This is a genomic window from Pseudomonas sp. Pseusp3 (genome assembly GCF_047304225.1).
Classification (GTDB): domain Bacteria; phylum Pseudomonadota; class Gammaproteobacteria; order Pseudomonadales; family Pseudomonadaceae; genus Aquipseudomonas; species Aquipseudomonas fluorescens_CD.
Map to the genome: position 1 here is coordinate 1 of NZ_JBGLYV010000005.1, position 18,418 is coordinate 18,418.

Annotated in this window: 17 protein-coding genes; 10 read left to right on the forward strand and 7 right to left on the reverse strand. The window is 61.0% G+C overall.

Going from position 1 to position 18,418, the window contains the following annotated elements:
• From ACCD00_RS02880 to pilG, 5 genes are all read right to left on the reverse strand, one after another.
• A partial coding sequence (locus ACCD00_RS02880; protein WP_413421745.1) for an Hpt domain-containing protein occupies positions 1-4,160 on the reverse strand: 4,160 nt, incomplete at its 3' end.
• A 37-nt stretch (positions 4,161-4,197) separates the two neighbouring features.
• Positions 4,198-6,258, reverse strand: coding sequence for a methyl-accepting chemotaxis protein (locus ACCD00_RS02885; RefSeq protein WP_413421747.1), 2,061 nt, complete (start codon positions 6,256-6,258; stop codon positions 4,198-4,200).
• 65 nt (positions 6,259-6,323) lie between these two features.
• On the reverse strand, positions 6,324-6,863 hold the full coding sequence (locus ACCD00_RS02890) for a chemotaxis protein CheW (protein WP_413421749.1): 540 nt from the start codon (positions 6,861-6,863) through the stop codon (positions 6,324-6,326).
• Positions 6,864-6,873: 10 nt separating this feature from the next.
• Complete coding sequence (gene pilH / locus ACCD00_RS02895; protein WP_007897961.1) at positions 6,874-7,239, reverse strand: twitching motility response regulator PilH; 366 nt, start codon at positions 7,237-7,239, stop codon at positions 6,874-6,876.
• Between the two features lie 57 nt (positions 7,240-7,296).
• A complete protein-coding gene (pilG, locus tag ACCD00_RS02900; RefSeq protein ID WP_413421751.1) occupies positions 7,297-7,701 on the reverse strand; it encodes a twitching motility response regulator PilG in 405 nt (134 codons plus the stop codon).
• A 347-nt stretch (positions 7,702-8,048) separates the two neighbouring features.
• Between pilG and gshB the strand changes: the two genes are divergently transcribed.
• The 8 genes from gshB (at position 8,049) to ACCD00_RS02940 (ending at position 15,070) form a co-directional block, all read left to right on the forward strand.
• Positions 8,049-9,002, forward strand: coding sequence for a glutathione synthase (gshB, locus tag ACCD00_RS02905; protein ID WP_413421753.1), 954 nt, complete (start codon positions 8,049-8,051; stop codon positions 9,000-9,002).
• A 64-nt stretch (positions 9,003-9,066) separates the two neighbouring features.
• A complete protein-coding gene (locus ACCD00_RS02910) occupies positions 9,067-9,966 on the forward strand; it encodes a TonB family protein (protein WP_413421755.1) in 900 nt (299 codons plus the stop codon).
• 181 nt (positions 9,967-10,147) lie between these two features.
• Complete coding sequence (locus tag ACCD00_RS02915) at positions 10,148-10,720, forward strand: YqgE/AlgH family protein (protein WP_413421757.1); 573 nt, start codon at positions 10,148-10,150, stop codon at positions 10,718-10,720.
• A complete protein-coding gene (gene ruvX / locus ACCD00_RS02920; protein WP_057398155.1) occupies positions 10,720-11,157 on the forward strand; it encodes a Holliday junction resolvase RuvX in 438 nt (145 codons plus the stop codon). Before ACCD00_RS02915 ends, ruvX begins: the two co-directional genes overlap by 1 nt.
• 78 nt (positions 11,158-11,235) lie before the next feature.
• Positions 11,236-11,739, forward strand: coding sequence for a bifunctional pyr operon transcriptional regulator/uracil phosphoribosyltransferase PyrR (pyrR, locus tag ACCD00_RS02925; RefSeq protein ID WP_413421759.1), 504 nt, complete (start codon positions 11,236-11,238; stop codon positions 11,737-11,739).
• A 27-nt stretch (positions 11,740-11,766) separates the two neighbouring features.
• On the forward strand, positions 11,767-12,771 hold the full coding sequence (locus tag ACCD00_RS02930) for an aspartate carbamoyltransferase catalytic subunit (RefSeq protein ID WP_008019954.1): 1,005 nt from the start codon (positions 11,767-11,769) through the stop codon (positions 12,769-12,771).
• Entirely contained in the window at positions 12,768-14,039 is a 1,272-nt protein-coding gene (locus tag ACCD00_RS02935) for a dihydroorotase (protein ID WP_413421762.1), read from the forward strand. Before ACCD00_RS02930 ends, ACCD00_RS02935 begins: the two co-directional genes overlap by 4 nt.
• Before the next feature lie 632 nt (positions 14,040-14,671).
• Complete coding sequence (locus ACCD00_RS02940; RefSeq protein WP_413421764.1) at positions 14,672-15,070, forward strand: hypothetical protein; 399 nt, start codon at positions 14,672-14,674, stop codon at positions 15,068-15,070.
• A 93-nt stretch (positions 15,071-15,163) separates the two neighbouring features.
• On the opposite strand, the gene ACCD00_RS02945 is transcribed toward ACCD00_RS02940, so the two are convergent.
• Positions 15,164-15,583, reverse strand: coding sequence for an NINE protein (locus ACCD00_RS02945; RefSeq protein ID WP_413421766.1), 420 nt, complete (start codon positions 15,581-15,583; stop codon positions 15,164-15,166).
• Positions 15,584-15,834: 251 nt separating this feature from the next.
• On the opposite strand from ACCD00_RS02945, the gene ACCD00_RS02950 reads away from it, so the two are divergent.
• Positions 15,835-16,455 (forward strand): C40 family peptidase, encoded by a 621-nt coding sequence (locus ACCD00_RS02950; RefSeq protein WP_413421768.1) that lies wholly within the window; start codon positions 15,835-15,837, stop codon positions 16,453-16,455.
• 158 nt (positions 16,456-16,613) lie between these two features.
• On the opposite strand, the gene ACCD00_RS02955 is transcribed toward ACCD00_RS02950, so the two are convergent.
• Positions 16,614-17,648: a type IV pilus twitching motility protein PilT gene (locus ACCD00_RS02955; protein ID WP_413421770.1), complete on the reverse strand. Its 1,035-nt coding sequence runs from the start codon at positions 17,646-17,648 to the stop codon at positions 16,614-16,616.
• A 56-nt stretch (positions 17,649-17,704) separates the two neighbouring features.
• Between ACCD00_RS02955 and ACCD00_RS02960 the strand changes: the two genes are divergently transcribed.
• Complete coding sequence (locus ACCD00_RS02960) at positions 17,705-18,403, forward strand: YggS family pyridoxal phosphate-dependent enzyme (RefSeq protein WP_413421772.1); 699 nt, start codon at positions 17,705-17,707, stop codon at positions 18,401-18,403.
• Positions 18,404-18,418 lie beyond the last annotated feature (15 nt).

Consider the following 18,418-nt stretch of genomic DNA (forward strand, 5'->3'; position numbering starts at 1 on the left):
GCCTTGGGCGTGGTCGACGGCGCCACCGGCGCGGGGGTTTCGGGCACAACCGGGTGGCTGAAGTTCTTGATCGCATCGATCAAGCGGTCGGCGGGCGGCATGGGCTCACCGGCGCGGGCTGCGTCGAGCATCTGCGCCAGGCGGTCATGGCTGCGCTGCAACAGCGTGAACAACGGCTCCGTCGGTTGCAGCACACCGGTGGACAGGCCTTCGTAGAGGAACTCCAATTCATGGGCCAGATCACCGATCGCGGCGATTTCCACCATGCGCGCACCGCCCTTGAGGGTGTGCAGGTCGCGCAGCAGGGTTTCCACTTCCTGGCGATTCGAAGGCTGGGCCTGCCAGCGCTCCAGCGCCGCCCCGGAGCTTTCGATGATGTCGAAACCTTCCTCGAGGAAGATCTCCAGCAATTCCGGATCGTGCGCAGCCGAGTCGCTGTCGATCGCTTGCCGGGCCGCCTCGGCGACTCCCGCATGACCTTGGCGGTAGGCACGAATGGCTTCGATCAGCTCACGGGAATCGTCCAGCGGCTGGTTGAGGTGCAACTGTTCAAGGTACAACGCCAGTCGGTCATGGCTCTGTTGCAGCAGCACTGCCAGTGAATCGCTGAAGGCGTAACGACGGTCCAGCAGGCCTTGGTAAAGGCTTTCCAGTTCATGGGCCAGATCGCCGACCGGTCCGACCCCGGCCATGCGCGCGCCGCCTTTGAGGGTGTGCAAATCCCGTTGCAGCGATGACAGCGGCGCGGCGTTGTCCGAGTCGCGCAACCAGCGCTGCGAGGCCTGACCGGCGCTTTCGAGGATATCCACCGCTTCTTCCAGGAAGATCGCAACAATTTCATCGTCCAGCTCGCGCCCCTCTCCTGTAGGAGCGAGCTCGCTCGCGATGGGCGTTAACGATGACGCGTTGTCATTGGATAAGCGCGGCGCATTTGAGTCCATCGCGAGCGAGCTCGCTCCTACAGGGGGTAGCGTGCGCTCAAGTTCCTCGGTGGCAGAACCCAGCTCGCGGATGCTCAGGCTTCGGCTGCCATCGCTGCGGATCAGGCCCATGGCCGACGGGTCAAGGCTCTCGTCGAGCAGCTCGCGCAAGGCCCTGATCCGTTGCGGCTGCGGGCTGATTTCCTGGCCGGCGGCCAGTTCGTCGAGCATGTTGATCAGCGCTTCGTGGGCATGCTGTGCTTCATGGAAAAACCGCTCGCTGACCGCAAGGCTGCTTTCTTCCACGGCACCGTACAGGTCGAGCAACGCTTCGCACAACTCGTCCACCGGGTGCAGATCGGCCAGATGGGCACCTTCGCCGAGGGTGGTCAATTCATCCAGCAGCGCACTGAGCTCCTGACGTTCGCCGGGGTGTTGCTGCCAACGCTGCAACAGGCTTTCGGCGTCCAGCAGGATGTCCATGCCCTGGGCGAGGAAGTTGTTGATCAACTGTGGGTCGCGCTTGATCCGCAGCCCCGTGTTCGGTGTGCTCAGGAGGTTTTCCAGACGCTCGGTCAGCAGCGCCCTGGCTCGCTCGGTCAAACCCCGGGCACCGGGAATTTCCGCCAGCGGATCTTTCTTGAGCTGACGCAAACCGAGGCGGAACAGTCCCTCTGCTTCCAGCAGCAATTCGACTTCATCCAGATCCAGCGTGATCAGGTGCGCCTTGTATTCCCGGGCCAGCTGATCCAACGGGGCGGCCAGTTCGGCAATCGGCAGGACACCGGCCATGTAGGCACTACCCTTGAGGGTGTGCAAGGCGCGCTGCAATTCGTCGCTGGCCTGCAACGGCACATGTTCGGCAGCCTGATCGAGGAACCGATTGAGGCTGCCCAAGTGGGTTTCGGCCTCTTTGCGGAAGATCTCCAGCAACAGCGGGTCGAGGGCCGCGACATCTTGCGTATCCTCATCGGACACCGGTTCCTCGCCCTTGGCCAGGGCATGGGCGCGGGCGGCCAACTGGTCGACATCGTTGCGCTGGCGCTGGGCATTGGCGGCGTATTCGGCCACCAGCTCCGGCAGCAGATGCAGCACATCGCCGATCAGTTGCTGCACCGTAGCGCCCGGCTCCACGCTGTTTTCCAGTACGCGGTTGAGCAGGTTTTCCACGGCCCAGGCCAGCTCGCCCAGCACCAGGGCGCGCACCATGCGGCCACTGCCCTTGAGGGTATGGAAGGCGCGACGCAGCTCACTCAGGGCCGAGCGGTTGTCAGGGTTGATCGACCAGCGTGGCAAGTACTCGCGCAGGATTTCCAGGACTTCGTCGGTTTCTTCGAGGAACACCTCGCGCAGTTCCTCGTCCACCGGCTCTTCGCCTGAAGGCGGCGGCAGCAGGCTGCCCGGGGTGTTCAGCGCGGGCGGGTTGAGGCTCGAAACCGGGCTGGCGAGCACATCGGCCAGAGTCTGGACGATCTGTGGATCATCCAGCTCCTGCATCATCTGCATGACCTGCGCTTCGCTCGGGTTGAGCACATCATCAAGCACTGGCACATGCTGCTCACTGGGGAAGAACCCGAGGCTCGCCAGGCTCTTTTCCGCAACATCGAGCAGGTTTTCGCCCTGCGCTTGCGGGTCGTCGCTGAGGCGCTCGAGGTAGTACTCGATGCTGGTGATCACGTCAGCCAGGCTGTCCAGTTCCTGCCAGCCCGGTTGACCCGGCTCGAGCAACAGGTGCTCGCGAATGAAGTGATTGCAGGTTTCGACCAGGCTCGCCGCGCGGCTCAGCGGAATCATCGCCAGCGCGCCGCGCACCTGGGTCAGCAAGGCCGGCAGCGCCTGCAAATGCTGGCGGTCCCAATCGGCGTCGATGTAGTCGACGATCATGTCCTTGGCCTGCTGCAAACAGATGCGCGCCTCCTTGATCACGATCTGGTGGATCTGCGTCAGGTCGGTGGTCGGCAGGCGGTTGTCGTCCTGGCTCTCCGGCTCCACGGTACCGACCATGCCGGCCAGCGTCGCTTCGACGTACAACAAGGCCCCGGCAACGTCCATGAGGATGGCATCGTTGGGTTCGCGCTGGCCCTGAGCGAGGCTGAGCACCACTGCCAATTGATCGATGATCACCTTGCGCGGCTGGCCGAAGCCCAGGACCGCCAGGGTGTCGGCAATCTGTCGCAGCGGCGCCAGCAGGCTGTCGAGGTCGGAGGTGTGCTGGCGGTCACTGCGCACGAACAGATCCAGACGTTCCTTGACCCGCACCAGCTCTTCGCACAGCGCTGCCAGCACCGAGCGCATGGCGTCGCGGTCGGGACCGGCCAGCCGCGCGCGTTCTTCATCGACCATCGCGCTGTCGGGCAGCGCGTCGTCCAGTGAGTAGCGTTCTTTCATGGTCAGCATCTGCCCGGTGGGATGTTCGGCCTTGGCAATGTAGAACAGCAAACTCTTGAGCAGCTCCGGCGGGGCCGGCTGGTTGATGCCGGGCATGCCTTGCTCGAGCAGGCGCTTGAGTTCCTTGTCGGCATCCTTGAACAGGCTGCGCAAGGCAGGGCTGTTGGCAATCACACCGCCCTGCATGCCTTCGACCAGCGCCGATGCCACCTGCCACAACGGGCTCAGGGGCGCGTTGCCGCACAGCGCTTCGAGGCGCGTGAAGACCTTGGCCAGGTAGTCGAGGTTGGTGTCGTTGTCCTGCTCGCGCAGGAACCCGACCAACGCAAGCTGGAGCATTTGCCGCAGCTTGCGCAGCACATTGGGCAATTCGTCCGGCTCCAGCTGCGCCAGCGTTTCTGTGTCCAGCGCCGGCAACTCGGGCAACAGCGGGCTGAACAGGCTGGTTTCCGACAGCAGGCTTTCGCCCCGGGCGCTGCGCAGGTCGTTGATCAGGGGCAACACCACCAGTGGCAAGTCGCGGCGCGCGCCTTGCACCCGGTCCAGATAAATCGGCAGTTGCCCAAGGGCCTGCATCAGCAGGTGCAGCGCCTCGTCGCGATGGCTGACACGGTTGCCCTGCAAGGCCATGGCCAGTTGTTCCATCTCTTCGGCGAGCAGCGCCGCGCCGTAGAACTCGACCATCTGCAGACTGCCGTGGACCTGATGGATGCACGCCAGGCAATCATCCAGCGCCTGCGTCGCCTGCGGGTCATCGAGCAGGTTTTCGATCGCGTGATGAGCCTGTTTCAGCGTTTCGGCAATCTCGCCCTTGACCCACTCGAGGGCCACATAGTCGTGCCGATCACCCATAACCACTCCAGTTACCATTCATACACCTATGGGCGGTTCAAGCTTTGTCCACAACCTGTGCCTTGGCGTCCGGCAAGGTGAAACCGGACACCGAACGACGCAGCTGACTGGCCATTTTCGCCAGGTTGCCGATGCTTTCGGCAGTGGCGGTGGAGCCCGACGACGTCTGCGAGGTGATCTGCTGGATCACGTTCATCGTCAGGGAGATTTGACCGGCTGACGACGTCTGCTGTTGCGCCGCATTGGAAATACTCTGGATCAACGCCGCGAGCGTCTTGGAGACGCCTTCGATTTCTTCCAGGGCCACACCGGCATCCTGCGCCAGCCGGGCGCCGCGTACCACCTCGGTCGTGGTCTGCTCCATGGAGATGACCGCTTCGTTGGTGTCGGTCTGGATCGCCCGCACCAGGGTTTCGATCTGCCGGGTAGCGGCGGATGAGCGCTCGGCCAGGCGCTGCACTTCATCGGCGACCACGGCGAAACCACGACCGGCGTCACCGGCCATGGACGCCTGGATGGCCGCGTTGAGGGCAAGGATGTTGGTCTGGTCGGCAATGTCATCGATCAGGCTGACAATGTCGCCGATTTCCTGGGATGACTCGCCAAGGCGCTTGATGCGCTTGGCGGTGTCCTGAATCTGCTCGCGAATGTTGTCCATGCCGTGGATGGTGTTGTGCACCACCTCGTTGCCCTTGTTGGCGATTTCCACCGAGCGCTCGGCAACCGCCGACGATTCAGCCGCGTTGGCCGACACCTGGTCGATGGACTCGGCCATGTCGTTGATCGCCATGGATGCCTCGGAAATCTGCTGGGCCTGATGTTCCGAAGCCTGGGCCAGGTGCATGGCGGTGGCCTGGGTTTCCTGTACGGCGGCGGCCACCTGGCCGGCAGTGAGGTTGATGGTCGCGACCAGATCGCGCAGCTGGTCGACGGAGTAATTGATCGAGTCGGCGATGGTGCCGGTAAAGTCTTCGGTCACCGAGGCCGTCACCGTAAGGTCGCCGTCGGCCAGGTCCTCGATCTCGTCGAGCAAGCGCATGATCGCGTTCTGGTTGCGCTCGTTTTTCTCGGCGGTTTCGCGCAACTGGCGATTGGTTTCGCGCACCATCACCATGCCAATCAGGATGATCGAGGCCAGCGCCAACAGGCCCAGCACGTAACCGCCTATGGTGTCGGTGGTGCGCCCGCCGACCATGTTTTCAAAACCGCTGGCCAGGTGTGAGGCTTCGTCGAGCAAGGTTTGCGACAGGCTGAAAATGTTCGAGGCCGATTCGCGGACCTTCAACAATTCCGGCGAAGTTTCGAGGATCTCGTCCACCGAGCCCGATACGAACTCGAACAGCTCGGAGATTTCCGCGAGTCGCGCACGGGCGTCGCGGTCTTCGACCTGGCTGACCTTGGGCGCCGGGTCGCCCTGGAGCATGCCGTTGAGCACCTTGCCGAACTGCGTCGCGTCACGTCCGAACGCATCGGCGGCCTGCTGTGAATTTTCGTCGCCGGCCAACACTGTATTGACCGCGCCAAGGATCCGCTCGGCCAGCAGCGATTGGCGCTGGGCCATCGCCACCTGGGCCGCCGGGGCGCCCCGTTGCAGGAGAATCTCGACGACTTTTTCGTACTCGACCTGCAACTGCGGCACGGTTTCAGCCAGGGTCGCGGCGACCTGATGCAACGACAGTACGGTTTGCTCGCTGGAGAGAATCGCGTCGGTGTTTTTCAGCAGGCGTTCCCAGTCCTGTTGCACCGCGCGCATCTCTGGACGCACGGTGGCGGGGGCAGGCGGCAGGCCGGTGGCCGGGTCGCCCTTCTTCAGATAACCCCAGCGCTGGGCAAAATCGTTGCGCGCATCACTGAGCAACTTGAACGCGGCAGCCTTGCCGGCGGCGGCTTCGGTGGCGTTCTTGGCGATACGCTGGGACAGCACGCGCAGCTCGCCGGCGTGGCCGATGTACTGCTTGTCGTAGGTAGCCTGGGTGTTGAGGTACGCGAAGTTGGCGAACAGCAGCATGATGAAGACGATCAGCGCGATGAACAGCACGATAATCTGCGACCTGCTGCGCGACCCTTCCATTGGCTTGCCTGCTTTTGCTTTTATCATCGGTCCTCGCCTGTTAACCCATTTCCGGGCCTGCCCGCTCCCACATTGGATCTCTCTTGTTCCTGTCACACCGCGACGTTCATGAACCCCTGAGACTGCGTCAATGCAAACGGGCTGAACACCTGCCAGCACTGCTCACGCTGAAACCGGCCTTTGACAAACGCCGCCATCGTCCCCTTCAGCTCATCTGCCGGCACCGGCTCCAGGCTGTCCTGGGCAAAGTGCTGGAGGCCGAAGACTTCATCGACCAGCAACCCGGCGAACACCTCTTCATGTTCCACCACCAGCACCCGCCGCTGACGGCGCACCGCCGAAAGCTCGTGCCCGAAGAAGCCGCACAAGTCCATGACCGGCAGCAAACGCCCACGCAGGTTGGCGACTCCCTTGACCCAGGGTTTGACCCCCGGCAACTGAGTGAGGCGCGGCTCGTGCAAGACTTCGCTGACTTCGCTCATGGGCGCGACAAACCAGCACTCGCCCAGGCGAAAACCGATACCGCTCCAGCTGTCCCGCCGGGCTGGCTGGGACGGCAAGTCCGCTGCCAGCAACCGACAGCGCTGGTCGATTTGCAGCAGCAGTTCGAAAGCCGTCAGCGACTCGTTCATGGCCTGACGATCAACCGGCCAGCACGTTGTTCAGGGTCTTGATCAGGGTGTCTTCATCGACCGGTTTGGTCAGGTAGTCCTTGGCGCCCTGGCGCGTGCCCCAGACCTTGTCGGTTTCCTGATCCTTGGTGGTGATGATGATCACCGGGATATGCCCGGTCTCCGGGTCCTTGGTCAGCTGGCGGGTCGCCTGGAAGCCGTTGAGGCCGGGCATGACAATGTCCATCAGGACCGCATCGGGCTTTTCCTGGCGGGCCAGGGCGACTCCGTCGGCGCCGTTTTCGGCTTTCAACACTTCATGACCGTGCTTTTCCAGCATGCCGGTCAGTTTGTACATTTCGGTCGGCGAATCATCGACGATCAGAATACGTGCCATGGTCTTCCCCATTCTTGTCGACGCCGGGCCCGATGGCCGAGCGTCACTGTGCGTGTCCTACTGCGGCAAAACGGCGGCGAAACCAGGAACATGGGCCTGGATCGCATCAAGCAATTCTTCCTTGCTGAAAGGCTTGGTCAAAAACTGGTCGGAGCCGACGATGCGACCCTTGGCCTTGTCGAACAGCCCGTCCTTGGACGACAGCATGATCACCGGCGTGGACTTGAACGCGCTGTTGTTCTTGATCAGGGCGCAGGTCTGGTAGCCATCCAGGCGCGGCATCATGATGTCGACGAAGATGATGCCGGGGTGGTTATCGGCGATCTTGGCCAGAGCATCAAAACCGTCGATGGCCGTGATGACCTCACAACCCACGTTCCTGAGCAGCGTTTCGGCGGTGCGACGGATCGTCTTCGAATCGTCGATCACCATGACCTTCAAGGCGCTGGGATGATGTTCCATAAAATGCTCTACCGTCGCCTTTGCGAAACAAATTGTCCGTTTGCCGGTTAACGCGGCTCGAAACCCTTGATGTTCAAGGGCTAGCACGACATGGCAGCCTTTTTAGCACAGTCTCCAAAACCAATCTATCGGCCGGCTTGCAAGGTGGTTTTTCCTTGACCGGGAACACACTCGGCGCCACTCTGACGCCACTTTTATACGCTGATCTTTTGTAGGAGCGAGCTTGCTCGCGATGGTCGTCAACGATGACGCGCCTTCGCAGGATGAGCGCGGTGCTCTGAAGTCCATCGCGAGCAAGCTCGCTCCTGCAAAGGTCGCCATAGCCCCCAAATTTCGAGGAAACACCCATGAGCGTTCGCGTCGGGATTGTCATGGACCCTATCGCCAGCATTTCCTATAAAAAGGATAGCTCGCTGGCCATGCTGCTGGCCGCGCAGAAGCGTGGCTGGGAGCTGTTCTACATGGAACAGCGTGACCTGTATCAGGGCGAAGGCCAGGCGCGGGCGCGGATGCGTCCGCTGCAGGTGTTCGCCAACCCGGAAAAATGGTTCGAACTGGGCGCTGAAAGCGATGAGTTGCTGAGCGATCTGGACGTGATCCTGATGCGCAAGGATCCGCCGTTCGACCTGGAGTTCGTCTACTCCACCTATTTGCTGGAACAAGCCGAGCGCGCCGGCGTGCTGGTAGTCAACAAGCCGCAAAGCCTGCGCGACTGCAACGAAAAGCTGTTCGCCACACTGTTCCCGCAGTGCACGCCGCCGACCGTGGTCAGCCGCCGCGCCGACGTACTGCGTGAGTTCGCCGCCAAACACGGCGATGTCATCCTCAAGCCGCTCGACGGCATGGGCGGCACTTCGATTTTCCGTCACCGCGCGGGCGATCCGAACCTGTCGGTTATCCTCGAAACCCTCACCGCCCTCGGCGCCCAGCAGATCATGGGCCAGGCCTACCTGCCAGCGATCAAGGACGGCGACAAGCGCATCCTGATGATCGACGGCGAGCCTGTGGATTATTGCCTGGCGCGGATTCCGGCCCAGGGCGAAACCCGTGGCAACCTGGCCGCCGGTGGCCGTGGCGAAGCCCGACCGCTGACCGACAAGGACCGCTGGATCGCCGCACAAGTCGGCCCGACCCTGCGTGAGAAAGGCCTGTTGTTCGTTGGCCTGGACGTGATCGGCGAGCACCTGACCGAGATCAACGTCACCAGCCCGACCTGCATTCGCGAGATCGACAATGCGTTTGGCACCGACATCGGTGGCCTGTTGATGGATGCCATCGATCAGAAGCTCAAGGCACGTTGATTAGCCAAACCAACATTGCGTTATCATGCGCGGCCTGTGAAAACGCGATGTTGGTTTCCTTGTCATGACACTCCCGTCCGATCTGCCTGCCGAACTCGCCCACCGTGGCGTGCGCCCGGCCGATCGCCTCGGTTTTACCCTGTTTCTGGCAGCGCTGATCCACCTGGCCTTGCTGTTGGGCGTCGGGTTTGCAGTGGTCGAACCCAAGCAGATCAGCAAAACCCTGGAAATCACCCTCGCCACCTTCAAAAGCGAAAAGAAGCCTGAGAAAGCCGATTTTCTGGCCCAGGAGAATCAGCAAGGCAGCGGCACCCTGGATAAAAAGGCGATTCCCAAGACCACCGAGGTCGCGCCATTCCAGGACAACAAGGTACAGAAGGTCACGCCACCGCCGGCCGCCAAGCCTGACGTACAGGAAGCGCCACCGAAGGCGGCCGTGACCACCGTGGCGCCGAAGCCGAAAAAAGCCCCCGCCAGGACCGAGGAACCCAAGACCGAGGTCAAACCCCAGGTCCAGGCGCCGACGTTCGACAGCGAGCAACTGTCCAGCGACATCGCCAGCCTCGAAGCGGAACTGGCCGCCGAACAACAGCTGTACGCCAAGCGCCCGCGCATTCACCGCCTGAGCGCGGCCTCGACCATGCGCGACAAGGGTGCCTGGTACAAGGACGAATGGCGCAAAAAAGTCGAGCGTATCGGCAACCTCAACTACCCCGACGAAGCGCGGCGCAAACAGATCTACGGCAATTTGCGCCTGATGGTATCGATCAATCGCGACGGTTCGCTGTATGAAGTGCTGGTGCTGGAGTCTTCAGGCCAGCCGCTGCTGGACCAGGCCGCACAGCGGATTGTCCGGCTGGCAGCGCCATTTGCACCGTTTACCGGGGATTTGTCGGATGTTGACCGGCTTGAGATCATCCGCACCTGGAAATTTGCCCGCGGCGATCGTCTCTCCAGCAACTGACCACACACCCCCACCTGTAGGAGCGAGCTTGCTCGCGATAAACCTGAGAGCACCGCGGGGTGTCAACCAGGCAGCGTTATCCTTGACGACCATCGCGAGCAAGCTCGCTCCTACAGAATTGCGCTATTTCCCATGCATCCCCAGCTTGTCAGTTTGCCCCCTGAACGCCACACTAGCGCACATGAAAAACGTTATCCCCAGCTACCTCAAGCATCAATTCCTGATCGCCATGCCACACATGGCCGACCCGAACTTTGCGCACACCTTGACCTACATCGTCGAGCACACGGCCAATGGTGCCATGGGGCTGGTGGTCAACCGCCCGCAAGAGCTGAACCTGGCCGATATCCTCGAGCAATTACGCCCGAATATCGAACCGCCAGCGCTTTGCCAGCATGTGCCAATTTTTATCGGCGGCCCGGTGCAGACCGATCGCGGTTTTGTCCTGCACCCTTCGGGCAAGACTTTCCAGGCAACCGTTGATCTGGAAGACGACTTATCCCTGTCGACCACCCAGGACATACTGTTCGCCATCGCTGACGGTGTTGGCCCGGAAAAAAGCCTGATTGCCCTCGGCTATGCCGGTTGGGAAGCCGGGCAACTGGAAGCCGAACTGGCGCAGAACGCCTGGCTGACCTGCCCGTTTGACGCCGACATCCTGTTCAACACCAGCAGCGAGCTGCGCCTGGAAGCGGCGGCCAAACACCTTGGCATCAACCTCAGCCTGCTCACCAGCCAGGCAGGGCACGCCTGATGGCCCTGCGGCTGATTCTCGGATTCGACTACGGCACCAAACAGATCGGCGTTGCGGTCGGCCAGGTGGTTACCGGCCAGGCTCGCGAGCTGTGCACCCTGAAAGCGCAGAACGGCATTCCTGACTGGAACCAGGTCGAAGCCCTCATCAAAGAGTGGAAACCCGATGCCGTGGTGGTCGGCCTGCCGTTGAACATGGACGGCACGCCCAGCGACATGTGCGCCCGCGCGGAAAAGTTCGCCCGGCGCCTGAACGGACGCTTCAACCTGCCCTTTTATACCCACGATGAGCGCCTGACCACCTTCGAGGCCAAGGGCGAACGCCTGGCTCGTGGCGGCCAGAAAGGCAGTTACCGCGACAACCCGGTCGATGCCATCGCCGCCGCCCTGCTGCTGCAAGGCTGGCTCGACGAGAATGGCGCACTGTTCGAATCCTGAAGAGCCGCTACACGTCTCTATTAGCTACAACCCGAGCCACCAGCAGTACAACCGGCCCGGGCCCAAGAAGGAGCAACCATGAGCCTGCCCAATCCCGCCGAACTGATCAGCCAGATGGCGACCCGACTTGACGCTTATCTGGCCAAACGAGGCATTAGCGACCCGCGTTTCATCGGCATCCGCACCGGTGGCGTCTGGGTGGCCCAGGCCCTGCTCAAGGAACTGGGCAGCGCGGAACCCCTCGGTACCCTGGACGTGTCCTTCTACCGCGACGATTTCAGCCAGAGCGGCCTGCACCCGCAGGTTCGCCCTTCGGCCTTGCCGTTCGAGATCGAAGGCCAGCACCTGGTGCTGGTCGACGACGTGCTGATGAGCGGTCGGACCATCCGCGCCGCCATGAACGAACTGTTCGACTACGGCCGCCCGGCCAGCGTGACGCTGGTGTGCCTGCTGGATCTGGACGCCGGCGAGCTGCCGATCCGCCCGAACGTGGTCGGCGCCACCCTGTCGCTGGCGGCCCACGAACGGGTGAAGCTGTCCGGTCCGGAGCTCGCGCTCGAACTGCAAGACCTCGCCCTTTAATTCGCCCTATTGAGAGTCCCCCTTGCGATGACGCCTCTAGAAACCAAGCGCCCGCTGCAGCTCAATGATCAGGGCCAGCTGCGCCACTTCCTCTCGCTCGACGGTTTGCGCCGCGAGCTGCTGACGGAAATCCTCGACACCGCCGATTCCTTCCTCGAAGTCGGCGCCCGGGCCGTGAAGAAAGTCCCGTTGCTGCGCGGCAAGACCGTGTGCAACGTGTTCTTCGAGAACTCGACCCGCACCCGCACCACCTTCGAACTGGCGGCCCAGCGGCTCTCGGCGGACGTGATCACCCTCAACGTGTCCACGTCGTCGGCGAGCAAGGGTGAAACCCTGCTCGACACCCTGCGCAACCTGGAAGCCATGGCCGCCGACATGTTCGTCGTGCGTCACGGTGATTCCGGTGCCGCGCACTTCATCGCCGAGCATGTCTGCCCGCAGGTGGCGATCATCAACGGCGGTGACGGCCGGCACGCGCATCCGACCCAGGGCATGCTCGACATGCTGACCATCCGCCGGCACAAGGGCGGTTTCGAGAACCTTTCGGTGGCCATCGTCGGCGACATCCTGCATTCGCGGGTCGCACGCTCGAACATGCTGGCCCTGAAAACCCTCGGGTGCCCGGACATCCGCGTGATCGCGCCGAAGACCCTGCTGCCGATCGGCATCGAGCAATACGGCGTGAAGGTCTACACCGACATGGCCGAAGGCCTGAAAGACGTCGACGTAGTGATCATGTTGCGCCTGCAGCGTGAACGCATGACCGGCGGCCTGCTGCCGAGCGAAGGCGAGTTCTACCGCCTGTTCGGCCTGACCACCGCGCGCCTGGCCGGCGCCAAGCCCGATGCCATCGTGATGCACCCGGGGCCGATCAACCGTGGCGTGGAAATCGAGTCGGCAGTGGCCGACGGCCCGCACTCGGTGATCCTCAACCAGGTGACCTACGGGATCGCCATTCGTATGGCCGTGCTGTCCATGGCCATGAGCGGGCAGACTGCCCAGCGCCAATTCGAGCAGGAGAAAGCCCAGTGAAGCTCAGCATTCTCGGCGCCCGCGTGATCGATCCGGCCAGTGGCCTGGATCAAGTGACCGATATCCACATTGAAGCTTGCAAGATCGTCGCCCTTGGTGCTGCGCCAGCCGGTTTTGTCGCTGTAGACACCATCGACGCCAAAGGCCTGGTGGCCGCTCCCGGCCTGGTCGATCTCAACGTTGCCCTGCGCGAGCCGGGCTACAGCCGCAAAGGCTCGATTGTCAGCGAAACCCGCGCAGCGGCGGCTGGCGGCGTAACCAGCCTGTGCTGCCCGCCGAAGACCAAACCGGTGCTGGACACCTCCGCGGTGGCCGAACTGATCCTCGACCGCGCCCGTGAGGCCGGCAACACTAAAGTCTTCCCGATTGGCGCCCTGAGCAAAGGCCTGGACGGTGAACAGCTGGCAGAGCTGGTGGCACTGCGAGATGCCGGTTGCGTGGCCTTCGGCAATGGCCTGGAGAGTTTCCGCAATACCCGCACCCTGTGCCGGGCGCTGGACTACGCGGCGACTTTCGACCTGACAGTGATCTTCAACTCCCAGGATCACGACCTGGCCGAGGGCGGCCTGGCCCATGAAGGCCCGACCGCCAGCTTCCTTGGCTTGCCGGGCATTCCGGAAACCGCGGAAACCGTGGCCCTGGCCCGGGACCTGCTGCTGGTCGAACAGACCGGCGTGCGCGCGCACTTCAGCCAGCTCACCAGCGCTCGCGGCGTAGCCCTGATCGCCCAGGCCCAGGCCCGAGGCTTGAAGGTCACGGCAGATGTCGCCCTGTACCAGTTGATCCTGACCGACGAAGCACTGATCGATTTCAGCAGCCTCTATCACGTCCAGCCACCGCTACGTACCCGCGCCGACCGCGAAGGCCTGCGCGCAGCGGTGAAATCGGGCGTGGTCTCGGCCATCTCCAGTCATCATCAACCCCACGAGCGTGACGCCAAACTGGCACCGTTCGGCGCGACCGAGCCGGGCATCAGCAGCGTCGAACTGCTGCTGCCACTGGCAATGACCCTGGTCGAAGACGGCTTGCTGGACCTGCCGACGCTACTGAAACGCCTGAGCGTCGGCCCTGCCGAGGCCTTGCGCCTGCCGGCAGGCAAACTGGCGGTGGGTGGCGCGGCGGACATCGTGCTGTTCGACCCGGCGGCCTCGACCGTGGCGGGTGAAAGCTGGCTGTCCAAAGGCGAAAACTGCCCGTTCATTGGCCACAGCCTGCCGGGCGTAGTGCGTTACACCCTGGTGGATGGACGAATCAGTCACCAGGCGTAACTCCGCGTCGCCTGCATTCGCGAGCAAGCCCGCTCTCACATTAGTTCTGCGATGAACACAGTATCTGTGAACACCAAAGATCAAATGTGGGAGCGGGCTTGCTCGCGAAGGCTTACTGGAAGACGCCTCTGTTCTGTGCGTTACGCGGTGAAACCTGGTCATTCAACGTCCAGAAGTCATACAGCCCTCCCACCCTTCCTCCGCTGCCTTTCCCCAAACAGCACCGCCGCATCAAGAAAACTTCTACAAGCGATGGCGAAAAAAACTATCCAGCGAACAGAAATTTCTGACTTCTCACCATCTGTGCGAAAGGAACTTCGCAACATACAGAAATAGCCTACAAAGTTATTGAATGCAGATTCAATACCCATCATTGAGTATAAAAACAGCACAAGGAAAAATCAGACAGCTTCACAGTTAACCTTGGGTTCAACTGGGGAGCCTATGCGACTGTAGATTGGCAGGGAGCCGGTGAAGCCATCATCACCAACGACGGGCAAACTTACTCATTTCCACTGTGCGATGACCACGTCAACTCCTCAGCCGCAAGGGATATGCTCCATGATTGGTCAAAACGAAAAGTGGCATAAAAAGCCCATACTTACGAGCTTCTACACTCAAGAAGAGCCCATATGAAGACTCTCTACAAACACCTGAACTACATCTACCCTTTACTTTTAACGATCACTGCCAGCGTAGCAATATTTACCATAGAAAGAAATTTGAGCGCAGGCATTTACGACATAGATCGAGACTCAATCGGAATACCAATAGGCGCAATCCTGATTGCGGGATTAGTGTTATTCATATTTCACCTAATGCAAATATTTTTATACAGAAAAGCCCGCCACACCAATTCAACCTTGATAAAAATATCAGCATTAATAGTTGCAATTACATCGCTTGCGATTCTCGCCGACAGCATAAATTACTGGGCCACCCCAAACCACTTCATCATTTCAATCTTATACAGCTTCAGCACAATGGCATTTTTAACGCTTCAGCTTCAATTACTGAAAGCATTTCAGTAACCACTCATAGGCTGTAATTCAAGCGGGCAGATAGCTGGACTAGTCACCAGAAGTAAAAACCTGCGGCGAGGGGGCTGCCCCTCGCCGCAGAAATCAGCGACTCTGTGCGTTACGCACGGAAACCTGGTCATTCAACGTCCAGAAGTCATACAGCACGCCAATAAAGAACAACCCGCCCGTCAGCAGGTAAAGCAGCCCACTGATCCATTTCCCCTGATACATCCGGTGCACGCCAAACACCCCGAGAAACGTCAGCAGAATCCACGCCACGTTGTATTCGATCGGCCCGGCGGTGAACCTCAGGTCCGCTTCACGGTCCATGGACGGGATCAGGAAGATGTCGATCAGCCAACCGATGCCCAGCAAGCCGAAGGTGAAGAACCAGATCGTCCCGGTCACCGGCTTGCCGTAATAGAAGCGATGAGCGCCGGTAAAGCCGAAAATCCATAGCAGGTAACCGATCACTTTGCTGTGGGTGTCTTGCTGCTGGACTGTCTGTTGATAGGGGTTCATGAATGACCTCGATTCGCGCGATAGATAAATATTCTTCATTTCTTTGTGACTTTTTTACAGGCACCCGACGTATGGCAGGTGCTACCTTCACTCCCGTCAAAGCCTTGTAACACCTGACTTGTGTCGGACAATTGCGCCAATTTGCCGCTATTTTGCCGCCATTGCCCCCCAGGTTGAATCGACCAACGGCCTCGGAGGCGGCAAAAAAGCTGTTATAAAGTTGCGCGCCAACTTATTAAGAGCCTTGCCTAATGCGTTCATTTTTCAAGACATGGCTAACCATTTGCCTTTTGATGCCACTGGCCGCCCACGCCACCAATCGTGAGCAACGTCTTCCTAACGTTAATGGTTACACCCCCAAATCCCATGTTTCTGCTCCTTCGAGCAAAGACAAGAAATTCGCTAAACATGCTCCGACACTGGCCAGCGAAAACAGCGGCCTGGTTCCACCGATGGGCACCAAGGAAAGCAGCAACGTGCTGAGTCGCGCTGTGAACGTCCTTGGCACTCCCTATCGCTGGGGCGGCAGCAGCCCAAGCAAAGGTTTCGATTGCAGCGGCCTGGTGAAATACGCGTTCAACGACGCCACGTTCGACCTGCCACGCACCTCCAACGCCATGGCCAGCGGTCATGGGGAGAAAGTCGATCGCGACGACCTGAAGCCGGGCGACCTGATTTTCTTCAACATCAAGAGCCGTCGGGTCAATCACGTTGCCATTTACCTGGGTAACGACCGCTTCATCCACGCCCCACGTCGCGGCAAGTCGGTGAGCATCGACACTTTGAAGAAACCGTACTGGGAAAACCACTACGTGGTTGCCAAGCGGGTTCTGCCGAAAGAGCCGAATCAGTTGCGTGTGGTTCAGCGTTGATTTGAGCTTCCGGGGAATGCCCTTGGAAAGCGCTTGAACATGATGGCCCCTTCGCGAGTAAGCCCGCTCCCACTTTGGAATGCATTCCCCTGTGGGAGCGGCGGTGCGGCGATCCGACTTGCTCGCGAAGAGGCCCTTGAAAGCACCGCAAATCCTCCTCAAAAACCATCCGGCGACCGCGCCTTCTCCTGCGCATGATCACGACTGATCAAACCCCTGGTCACCAAGCCTTTCAAACTCATATCCAGCGTCTGCATTCCCAATGCCCCTCCCGACTGAATCGCCGAGTACATCTGCGCCACCTTGTCCTCGCGGATCAGGCTCCGGATCGCCGACGTCCCCAGCATGATCTCGTGGGCCGCGATGCGCCCGCCACCGACCTTCTTCACCAGCACCTGGGATACCACCGCCAGCAGCGACTCGGAGAGCATCGAGCGCACCATCGACTTCTCGTCCCCCGGAAACACGTCGACCACCCGGTCGATGGTCTTCGCCGCCGACGTGGTGTGCAGAGTGCCGAACACCAGATGGCCGGTTTCAGCGGCGGTCAGCGCCAGGCGAATGGTTTCCAGATCGCGCATCTCCCCCACCAGAATCACGTCCGGGTCTTCCCGCAGCGCCGAACGCAACGCGGTGGCGAAACTACGGGTATCGCGATGAACTTCACGCTGATTGATCAGGCACTTGCGCGACTCGTGAACGAACTCGATAGGGTCCTCGATGGTGAGGATGTGGTGATGGCGATGGGTATTGAGGTAATCGATCATCGCCGCCAGCGTGGTGGATTTGCCGGAACCGGTCGGGCCGGTCACCAGCACCAGGCCACGGGGAGCGTCAGTCATCTTGCGAAACACTTCTCCCATGCCCAGTTCGTCCATGCTCTGCACTTTTGACGGGATGGTACGAAACACGGCGCCCGCGCCACGGTTCTGATTGAACGCATTGACCCGAAAACGCGCCACACCGGCCACTTCAAAGGAAAAATCGATTTCCAGATGCTTCTCGAAGTCAACCCGCTGGGCGTCATTCATGATGGAGAAGACCAGCGCCTGCACCTGCTGGTGGTCCATGGCCGGCAGGTTGATGCGTCGCACATCGCCATCCACCCGAATCATCGGCGGCAGGCCGGCGGACAAGTGCAGGTCGGATGCGCCCTGTTTAGCGCTGAACGCCAGCAGCTCGGTGATATCCATTGCGCCCCTCAATTCCAGTAGAATGCCGCGAACCTTCAGACCGCTGGCGCCTCTTGATGTCCACCATAGCAGACAACATTCTCGAAGTTAGTTCGCGCATCCATGCCGCGACACTCGCCGCCAACCGCGCCGAAAACTGCGTCCAGCTGTTGGCCGTGAGCAAGACCAAGCCTGCACAAGACCTGCGTGAAGCCTACGCCGCCGGCCAGCGTGACTTTGGCGAGAACTACCTGCAGGAAGCGCTGGGCAAGCAGCTCGAACTGGCCGACCTGCCCTTGATCTGGCACTTCATCGGCCCCATTCAATCGAACAAGACTCGCGCTATCGCCGAACATTTCGACTGGGTGCATTCCGTGGATCGCCTGAAAATCGCACAACGCCTGTCCGAACAACGTCCCGCCGACTTGCCGCCGCTGAACATCTGCATTCAGGTCAACGTAAGCGGTGAAGCCAGCAAATCCGGTTGCACCCCGGCCGACCTGCCGGCCCTGGCCAGCGCCATCAGCGCCTTGCCGCGCTTGAATCTGCGCGGGTTGATGGCCATCCCCGAGCCGACCGAAGACCGCGCCGCCCAGGATGCCGCGTTTGCTGCCGTGCGCGACCTGATCAAAAGCCTGCAAGCCAGCCTGAACCTGCCGCTCGACACACTTTCCATGGGCATGAGCCACGACCTTGAGTCGGCCATCGCCCAGGGCGCCACCTGGGTCCGCATCGGTACGGCCCTGTTTGGTGCTCGCGACTACAGCCAGCCATGAACGATGGCTGACACA